The 9,494-nt window shown below is 39.8% G+C and carries 7 protein-coding genes and 1 pseudogene; 4 read left to right on the forward strand and 4 right to left on the reverse strand.

Annotated elements, in window-relative coordinates; all coding sequences use genetic code 11:
• The first annotated feature begins 158 nt into the window (after window positions 1-158).
• Window positions 159-1,823 (forward strand): gliding motility lipoprotein GldJ, encoded by a 1,665-nt coding sequence (gldJ, locus tag HMPREF9071_RS00685; protein ID WP_040358134.1) that lies wholly within the window; start codon window positions 159-161, stop codon window positions 1,821-1,823.
• Between the two features lie 173 nt (window positions 1,824-1,996).
• Window positions 1,997-2,983: pseudogene (pta, locus tag HMPREF9071_RS00690) on the forward strand (phosphate acetyltransferase); the annotation flags it as partial.
• 98 nt (window positions 2,984-3,081) lie between these two features.
• Here pta and HMPREF9071_RS00695 read toward each other — a convergent pair.
• The 3 genes from HMPREF9071_RS00695 to HMPREF9071_RS00705 all read right to left on the reverse strand — a co-directional run bounded on the left by HMPREF9071_RS00695 (window position 3,082) and on the right by HMPREF9071_RS00705 (window position 6,656).
• Window positions 3,082-4,470 (reverse strand): collagen-like protein, encoded by a 1,389-nt coding sequence (locus HMPREF9071_RS00695; RefSeq protein WP_009744603.1) that lies wholly within the window; start codon window positions 4,468-4,470, stop codon window positions 3,082-3,084.
• An 82-nt stretch (window positions 4,471-4,552) separates the two neighbouring features.
• On the reverse strand, window positions 4,553-5,566 hold the full coding sequence (locus HMPREF9071_RS00700; protein ID WP_009744604.1) for a phosphatase PAP2 family protein: 1,014 nt from the start codon (window positions 5,564-5,566) through the stop codon (window positions 4,553-4,555).
• Between the two features lie 100 nt (window positions 5,567-5,666).
• Window positions 5,667-6,656 (reverse strand): aspartate-semialdehyde dehydrogenase, encoded by a 990-nt coding sequence (locus HMPREF9071_RS00705; protein ID WP_009744605.1) that lies wholly within the window; start codon window positions 6,654-6,656, stop codon window positions 5,667-5,669.
• Window positions 6,657-6,776: 120 nt separating this feature from the next.
• Between HMPREF9071_RS00705 and rimO the strand changes: the two genes are divergently transcribed.
• Both rimO and HMPREF9071_RS00715 read left to right on the forward strand, forming a co-directional pair.
• A complete protein-coding gene (gene rimO / locus HMPREF9071_RS00710; RefSeq protein WP_009744606.1) occupies window positions 6,777-8,084 on the forward strand; it encodes a 30S ribosomal protein S12 methylthiotransferase RimO in 1,308 nt (435 codons plus the stop codon).
• A 10-nt stretch (window positions 8,085-8,094) separates the two neighbouring features.
• Window positions 8,095-8,871, forward strand: coding sequence for a hypothetical protein (locus tag HMPREF9071_RS00715; RefSeq protein WP_009744607.1), 777 nt, complete (start codon window positions 8,095-8,097; stop codon window positions 8,869-8,871).
• On the opposite strand, the gene HMPREF9071_RS00720 is transcribed toward HMPREF9071_RS00715, so the two are convergent.
• Window positions 8,868-9,494 (reverse strand): transposase (locus tag HMPREF9071_RS00720; protein WP_009744608.1); only part of this gene is annotated, 627 nt, incomplete at its 5' end. The genes HMPREF9071_RS00715 and HMPREF9071_RS00720 overlap by 4 nt on opposite strands.

Genomic DNA, 9,494 nt, shown 5'->3' on the forward strand with positions numbered 1-9,494 from the left:
GTTTGTCAAAAAAAAAGACTACTTAAAAAGAAGTTATCAACAAATGAAAAAAAAATTAAAAAAAACTTTTTGTATCAAAAAAAAGTAGTAACTTGCGCCAAAATTGAACAATTAGAAAATTTTATTTAGAAATGGATATACGAAGTTTTAAAAAACCTATGTTAGCCACTCTCTTAGTAGCAACATTTCTAGTAGGTTGTGGAAAGAAAGGTACAGACAAGAATACTTCCAGTGCTACCGGATGGAAAATCAACTCTAAAGAAGGTGGTTTCCAATATAATACTGACTTTAAAGAACAGGTAACAGGTCCTGGATTGGTATTCATTGAAGGAGGTACTTTCACTATGGGTAAAGTACAAGATGATGTGATGCATGATTGGAATAATACCCCAAGCCAACAGCACATACAGTCTTTCTATATGGACGAAACTGAAGTTACCAATAAGATGTATATGGAGTATCTTGATTGGCTTAAACGAGTATTTCCTCCTGAAGACAAAGAAGGTCACTATAAGAATATTTACTTAGGAGCTCTCCCTGATACTTTAGTATGGAGAAGCCCTCTAAGTGCTAATGAAACTATGGTAAGCGAATACCTTCGCCATCCTGCTTATGCCGATTATCCTGTAGTAGGAGTGAACTGGGTACAGGCAACACAATTCAGTTCTTGGCGTACCAACCGTGTAAACGAAGCCATTCTTGAAAAAGATGGTTTTATTCAACAAGGATCTCGCTACCAAGTAGATGCTGAAAGTACCTTCAGCACAGACACTTACCTTAATACTCCTGAAAACTCCTATGGTAGAAAAGTAACAGAATTTGCTGGTAAGAAAGCTACCGACAAGGAAGGAAATACTACTTATGCAAAGCAAACTTCAGGTATATTGCTCCCTGAATACCGACTCCCTACAGAAGCAGAATGGGAATATGCGGCTAAGTCCTTAAGTGGTATCCGTGAATATAACAGTATTCGTGGTCGTAAAAAATATCCTTGGGCAGGTCGCTATACCCGTACGGGGAAACGTGCTGTAATGGGTGATCAGTTAGCTAACTTCAAACAAGGACAAGGTGATTACGGGGGACTTGCTGGATGGTCTGATGATAAAGGTGATATCACCACTGCTGTAAAAACATTCCCTGCTAATGATTTCGGACTCTATGATATGGCTGGAAATGTGGCAGAATGGGTAGCTGATGTGTATCGTCCCCGTGTGGATGATGAGATGAGTGACTTTAACTACTATCGTGGTAATGTCTATATGAAAAACAAGATAGGTGAAGATGGAAAACTCGTAGTGGTAGATGCACAAACTATTACTTATGACACTCTTAGTAATGGACGCATTGTAGCGAGAAACCTACCAGGACAACTGGCTAAAGTACCTGTTGACGGTAATGAGACCTACTTGCGTTATAACTTCCAGAATGCAGATAATCGTAATTATCGCGACGGAGATAGGGCTTCTAGTAAAGATTATGTGAAACTTACCCTTGAAAAAGGAGAACGTAGCTTAGATTCTCTTAATGCAAGCCAAAGAGCAAACGTTTCACGTACTATGTATAACTCTCCTGATCAAAAGATTTTAAGTGATGGACATGGAGGAATTATAAAGAGATATGACCCCTCCAATGACCGTACTACCCTTATTGATGATGAAGCACGCGTAATCAAAGGTGGTTCTTGGAGAGACCGTGCTTATTGGATTGACCCCGCACAACGTAGATTCTTACCTCAGTATAGTGCCACCGATTATATAGGATTCCGTTGTGCTATGAGCCGCGTAGGTTCTAAAGCTAAGAAAAATAAAACTTCTCGAGGATAAATAAAATTTTCACTATATAGAAAGAGGCTGTCCTTTTTTGGACAGCCTCTTCTTTATTTAAAAATCTTTGAAAAAGATACCCTTTTCAAAATATAATTCGTAACTTTGTGGAGTAAAAAGTTTAATAAAATACTATCCAAATGAACAAAACAGATGTAACCTCAGAGGCTTCAAGGAAGTTTCAAAATTACATGGTAGAAACAGCTAGGAAGCTACAAAAACATATTGTCCTTCCCGAAGGAGAGGAAGCGAGAATCCTCCGCGCCGCTGCTGAACTTGCCCAAGATGGGCTCGCCACTCTCACTATTTTGGGAGATGAAGACAAAGTACTCGCTCATGTAAAAGAATTAGGACTTAAATGGGATACCAACCGTATCAAAATCGTTTCTCCTAAACACAGTCCTAACTATGAGTCCTATTGGAAAAAATTATATGAAATCCGTAAGGAAAAAGGGATGACAGAGGAACAAGCTAAAGAACTTATGCTTGATGCTTCCTACTATGGTACTATGATGGTATTCATGGGAGAAGCCGACGGAATGGTCTCCGGTGCAGTGAACTCTACCGCACATACTATTCGCCCTTCTTTACAATTTGTAAAGACTAAGAAAGGCGTAAAAACAGTCTCTTCTGTATTTTTCATGATTTTACCAGATCGTGTATTGGTTTATGGTGACTGTGCAGTAGTCCCTAAACCTACTGCGGAACAATTAGCCGAAATCGCTATCACCTCTGCTGACTCCGCCAAGGCTTTCGGTATAGAGCCTAAAGTAGCCCTTCTATCCTATTCCTCTGGTACTTCAGGAAGTGGTGAAGAAGTAGATAAAGTCCGTGAAGCCACCGAAATGGTAAAGGCACAACGCCCTGACCTACTCGTAGAAGGCCCTATCCAATACGATGCTGCGGTAGATGCTACCGTTGCCAAACAAAAGATGCCAGATTCACCTGTTGCTGGCCAAGCTACTGTACTTATCTTTCCTGACCTTAACGCAGGAAATATCACTTACAAAGCCGTACAAAGAGAAACACACTCTATTGCTATAGGACCTATGTTGCAAGGATTGAAAAAACCTGTAAACGACCTTAGCCGCGGGGCTACTGTACCCGATATTTACAATACTGTACTTATCACTGCCATACAAGCAGGTATGCAAGAGTAAATCTTTTTCATTTTTTTGGATTTTTTAAATAGTAAGAGAGGCTGTCCGAAAGTTTTTCAGACAGCCTCTTCTATTTAAAACTTTATAAAACTTATGTTCTATATTCCTATTCCTTTTACTTTAGCTTTGTAATTAGCATCTGCTATAGAATTTTTATAAGCAGTTTCAGTACCTTTAGGAACAAAGATATTTTGTAAGGTATCTGAATTCCCAAATTGCAAAGGCTTAATCTCAAAAGCTGTTCTATTCTCTAAAATAATTGAATGTAAGTTAGGACAATTTTTGAAAGCATTATTCCCTATTTTATTAACTTTTTTAGGGAAAATGATAGTAGGGAGCTTGATACAACTAGAAAAAGCCCCATTACCTATTTCTATAAGACTCTCGGGAAGGGTAATAGAGAATAAGTTATAACATTCTGCAAAAGTACCACTATTAATTTTGGTAATTCCTTCTGGAAACTCCACTTCCTTTAATTTCCTACATAGGTTAAAGGCATACATTCCTATTTCTCGAACACGTTCCCCTATGATAATTGTTGTAAGTTGGTATGTCAAATTATTCGTTTGAGCATTAAAAGCATTAGCCTCTATTTTCTCTACATTTTTAAGTTTAGGATCAGTATTCATATCAATCACACGGGTCTTTTCATTGAGCCATTTTACCAAAGTTTTTCCATCATTGCTAAGTTCATAATCTGCTGTAGTAACTTGGTTAGCTACCAAAGAAATCCCTGTAGAAGGCCATCCTGAGGTCGTTTTGGGTCCATAGAATATCTTAGCGGCTTTATCTATAAAATAATCTCCTACCGCCCCATCAGTAGCTTGAGGAGCACGGTCCCCGGCTAATATCTTAGATCCATCCTGCCCTGGTTGCCCATCACGTCCATTAGTACCTGGTTGCCCCGGTTGTCCATCACGACCTGGGCGCCCCTCCTGTCCTTTCTCTCCTTGTGCCTTTATACCAGTAGGTTGGTCTCCCACATACCAATAACCATCTTTTATATGAGGAACTGGAGCATCTTTTCCATTAGTCCCAGGCTGTCCATTTTGCCCATCATTTCCTTTGGCTCCTGGTTGTCCATCACGACCTGGGCGCCCCTCCTGTCCTTTCTCTCCTTGTGCCTTTATACCAGTAGATTGATCTCCCACATACCAATAACCATCTTTTATATGAGGAACTGGAGCATCTTTTCCATTAGTCCCAGGCTGTCCATTCTGCCCGTCTTTTCCATCTTTTCCAGCAATTCCCTTAAGATTCAGTACAGGGCTACCCCAGTCTGTTGTTTTAGGACCATAGAGATTGGCAGTCTTAAGGTCTAAATAATAATCTCCCTTTTCTCCTTGAGAAGTGCTCGGAGTTCCATTACCTGAAAGGATAGTGCTACCATGAGTAACTTTCTCTTGTACAACCACTTTTTCACCTTCCTTTGTACAATGGGTTGCTGTAAGAGCAACTACTAATAAAGGTAATAAATACTTCTTCATTAATTAATAAATTTAATCTACAAATTTGCGGGTGCAAAATTAATGCTTTTTATAATTCCGTGAAATTTTATTTTTCAACAGTTTACCATGTTAGAGTTACTCCATAAAGTTGAGTTCCCTCCCAAGAAGTAGAACTAGAAAAACGCCATTGGTATTTTTGGGTGGTCATCTTTCGGTAGTCCGATTCATAGATACGTGTTTTAGCGATATTCTTTCCTATCAAGTATCCCATAAAGATAGCTAAAGGATAATCTGAAGCCCAATGCACCTTACTCTGCATCATCTCAAAGGACATCAGCGCAAGAGCCGTATAACTCACAGGTTTTATCCACTTATAATCCTTATAATTCTCTGCCAATACAGTTACCGCTGCCATAGCGGTCGTAAGATGACCAGAGGGCATAGCATCATAACAAGGAGTGTCTTTTTGGTAAGCAGCAAAACTCGGAGCAAATGTCCAAGAACTATGCCAATTTCCATTCTTAGCAGTAATAAAAGGACTCTCCCTACCGGTAAGTCGCTTAAGAGGTTGCACAAAAACACCTGTAATAAGGATACTCTCAATCAGTTGCATAGCGGTACTCTTTGCCCTGTAATCATTGGTGATAAGTCCATAAGTAGCCAGACCTCCACTAATAAGAATAAAAGTTGTCCCATTGCCTACAAAATACAAAGCAGAATTCACATCGGCAGGGATGATCTTGAGGAAGCCCAATTTCTTATAGGTATGTGCTTCATTCAATCCTATACGCTCTCCCAAACTACGACTTTCCCGAATCAGCCAGGGATCAGCAGGAATCAGAGCTCCTGTAGCAGCTAAAGCACCTATTCCATACGGATAATAAGGTTTAGCCACAAAGTCCTTCAGTGTATTAAGTGTATTGCGTGGTGCCTTATTGATAATATCCCAGAACTTTGGTTTTTGATAGGTAAAATAAAGATCAGGTTCTATTTGGTAAGATTGTTCGATATCCTTAGGTACCCAATTTTCATCCACAGGAATTGTATCAGACACAGTAGCGGCTGCTACCTCCATCTGTGCCGTTGCAATATCTATATAGAAAAAAAAGGAGAGTAATAGGAAGATATGTTTCATAGATTGAATAATAAAGGATGAAAGTAAAGGCAAATAGCAATTCGCCCCTACAAATATTGCTCATTATTTAAAATCCGCTCCTCTGTGGGTTAGGGGAGCATTACTTAAGGATTCCCTTTTTGATGAGTGTCTCAGCAATCTGGATGGTATTGGTAGCGGCACCTTTACGAAGGTTATCGGCAACCACCCAGAGGTTAAGGGTCTTAGGTTGGGATTCATCACGACGCACACGACCTACAAAGACCTCGTCCTTGCCATGGGCATAGATAGGCATTGGGTAGGTGTTGGTATCGGTATTGTCCTGCAAGACCACTCCAGGGGCTTGACTAAGGAGCTTACGTACCTCGGAAAGGTCATATTCTTGTTCGAATTCTACATTTATGGACTCACTATGACCTCCTACTACAGGAATACGTACGGCAGTAGCAGTGACTCGTATGGAATCATCTCCAAAAATTTTCTTAGTTTCCCGCACGAGTTTCATTTCTTCTTTGGTGTAGCCATTCTCCTCGAATACATCGCAGTGAGGGATGGCGTTGCGGTGGATAGGATAATGATATGCCATCTCCCCTTGAATTCCCTTGTATTCATTTTCCAACTGGTTAACTGCTTTTACACCAGTTCCTGTGATGGATTGGTAGGTAGAGACTACAATACGTTTGATACCATATTTGCGCAAGGGTGACAGAGCTACAAGCATCTGAATAGTAGAACAATTTGGATTTGCGATAATCTTATCCTCAGGGGTAAGTACATCAGCATTAATCTCTGGAATCACCAATTTCTTGGTAGGATCCATACGCCAAGCGGAGGAGTTATCCACCACAACAGTACCCACTTGAGCAAATTTAGGAGCCCATTCCTTAGAGGTATCTCCTCCAGCAGAGAACAGAGCTACATCAGGTTTGAGAGAGATGGCTTGAGTCATCCCCACTACTTTATAATCTTTCCCTTTAAAAGTGATTGTCTTTCCTACTGATTTTTCTGAAGCTACAGGAATCAATTCTGTTACTGGAAAATTGCGTTCTGCTAAAACCTCCAGCATTACATTACCTACGAGCCCTGTGGCTCCTACTACGGCTACTTTCATAATATTTATTTTTTAAGTATAAACATGCAAAAGTATGATTTTTTTCTCTTACAAACAAAATATTTCTTTTATTCTTTTAAAAGATGTATTTTTGCACCCTAAAAACAGACAACAACCATCATGCGGACAAAATCCATTAAACAAAATAGAATCAATGTAGTTACCTTAGGATGTTCCAAAAATATATATGATAGTGAGGTACTTATGGGACAACTCAAAGCCAGTGGCAAGGAAGTAGTACATGAGGAAACCGGAAATATCGTAGTGATTAATACCTGTGGTTTTATCAATAATGCTAAAGAAGAAAGTATTAACACTATTTTAGAATATATCCAAAAAAAAGAAGAAGGGCTTGTAGATAAGGTTTTCGTGATGGGTTGCCTCTCAGAACGTTATAAGCCTGACTTGCAAAAGGAAATTCCAAATGTAGATCAGTACTTCGGTACTACTGAACTCCCTGTCCTTTTAAAGGTATTAGGAGCCGACTATAAGCATGAACTTATAGGTGAGCGTCTGACCACTACTCCAAAGAATTATGCTTATCTAAAGGTCTCTGAGGGATGTGATCGCCTTTGTAGCTTCTGTGCGATTCCTCTGATGCGTGGTAGGCACAAAAGTACCCCCATAGAGGACTTGATCGTAGAAGCCGAAAAACTTGCCAAGAAAGGAGTAAAGGAGCTGATCCTCATAGCTCAAGATATCACTTATTATGGCTTAGACCTCTATGGCAAACGTACGCTGGCTAACTTATTGCGCGCCTTAGCAAAGGTAGAAGGTATTGAGTGGATACGTATTCATTACGCCTTCCCAACAGGCTTTCCTAAAGATGTACTTGAGGTGATGAAAGAGGAATCTAAAATATGCAAATACTTGGATATTCCTCTTCAGCACATCGCTGACCCTATCCTTAAGAGTATGAAGCGAGGCACCACCCAAGCGAGAACTACTCGCCTGTTACAGGATTTCCGCAAAGCAATACCTGAAATTGCCCTCCGCACTACCCTCATCGTGGGTTATCCAAATGAAACAGAAGAAGATTTTGAATTGCTTAAGGAGTTTGTCCGCCAGATGCGTTTTGAACGCTTGGGCTGTTTTACCTATAGCCATGAGGAAAATACAGCCGCTTATGAGTTAGAGGATAATGTCCCTGAAGAGGTAAAGCAACGCCGTGCCGCTGAGATTATGGAGATACAGTCCCAAATCTCTTGGGAGCTGAACCAAGCCAAGGTGGGTAAGACTTTCCGTTGCCTTATTGACCGCAAAGAGGGGCAGTACTTTGTAGGTCGTACCGAGTACGACTCCCCCGATGTGGATAACGAAGTCCTTATAGATGCTGCTAAGCATTATGTGAAAATAGGTGACTTTGCCGACATCTTAATTACAGAGGCTACCGATTTTGACCTATACGGAGAACCCGTTAAAAAGTAAAAAGTAAAGAATGAAAAAACTATTGTCCTTCATACTATTACTGTTTGTGCTTTTGAGCAGTTGTAGACCTGAAAGGGAGGCGCCTGTCAATGAGGAGCCTACTCTTTTTAGCAGGCTGGGAGATAGTGACTTTTGGAGGGAACGCTACTTAAAGGCTTTTTGGAAAGAGGAAAAGGCAAAGTTTTTGAGATCTTTTTATGAGGCTCCCTTAATTGATGAGCAGGATATAGCTCTTTTGCAATCCTTTATCAAGCCATGGTTGGACTTCTATCACATTGACCTTCATGAGGCGCGACTTACTCGTACAGAAGCGCATGCCCTTATCAATGCAGGGCAAGATAAGGAGAGTCTCTATTACCACCCTTTTGAGGCAGCAGATGATGTAGGTGATGATATCTGTAACCTCTATTCTCCTGATAAGATGCGCTATGTCAATGAGTACAAAGGGTGTGAGATCTCCGATGGTGAACTTTCTTTTAACATGGATGACAGCCAAAATATCAACCTTACCGATCGAAGGCTCCGCCACCACACCATGATCCTCTTTTTAGGTTCCCTTGAGGTATCTCATGATGTATTTTGGAAAGATAACGATGTCTTTGCTATTGTTGGCTATTCAGAGGCTACACTTAACGAATACTATATCTACCTTTTTGATATAAAAAATAGCCTTATCAAGCGATATGCAATCCTTGACAATGGCTATACGCCTACTACTTACTACCCTTCCAATACTATCAAAAAAGCAATAGCTAAGGGAATAACGGTGAATAATAAACGTGTTTAAACTTTTTTGAGGAACTTGGAGATAAACCCTAATAGAAGCATCCCAATCCAAGTTACATCAAGATACTCATATCTCATTATCAAACCTTTATATCCGTCAAGCCAACCATTTGCTTGTTCAATCTTAAACCTATTTTTGTACAATTCTTCATCAAAATAAACATCTGGTTGCTCTCCATTTCGGGGATTAGGTTTAATATTTGCTATAATTTCTTTGCTTTCTAAAAACTCTCTAAGAGATTTGCTATCAAATCCTGCATCAGCATTGAGAAATAGACCTTTGTGTTCTATTCCTGCTTCTTCTAATAAAGCTAAGATTTCTTTTAGTACTTCTTCTATTTCATATAAGTCATTGTGATTTCCAGCTTTAGGACTCCCCATTGCTATCATTTGCCCTTTATTATCACACAAAAAAATGCTATTTGTGGTTACGGATTTTTTTCTTGCTTGATAGCCTGTAGATTCTCCTTTTTGCCGACAATGTGTATGACTACCGTCCAATTGAACGCAAGACATATCTAACTTTCTTTTCTTCTTACTTAATAGATTCAACCATACTCGCTGAAAACTACCATCTTTACTCCATTTATTGAAGTAGTAATAGACATTTTGCCAAGAGATTTC

Source organism: Capnocytophaga sp. oral taxon 338 str. F0234 (genome assembly GCF_000192225.1).
Taxonomy (GTDB): Bacteria; Bacteroidota; Bacteroidia; order Flavobacteriales; family Flavobacteriaceae; genus Capnocytophaga.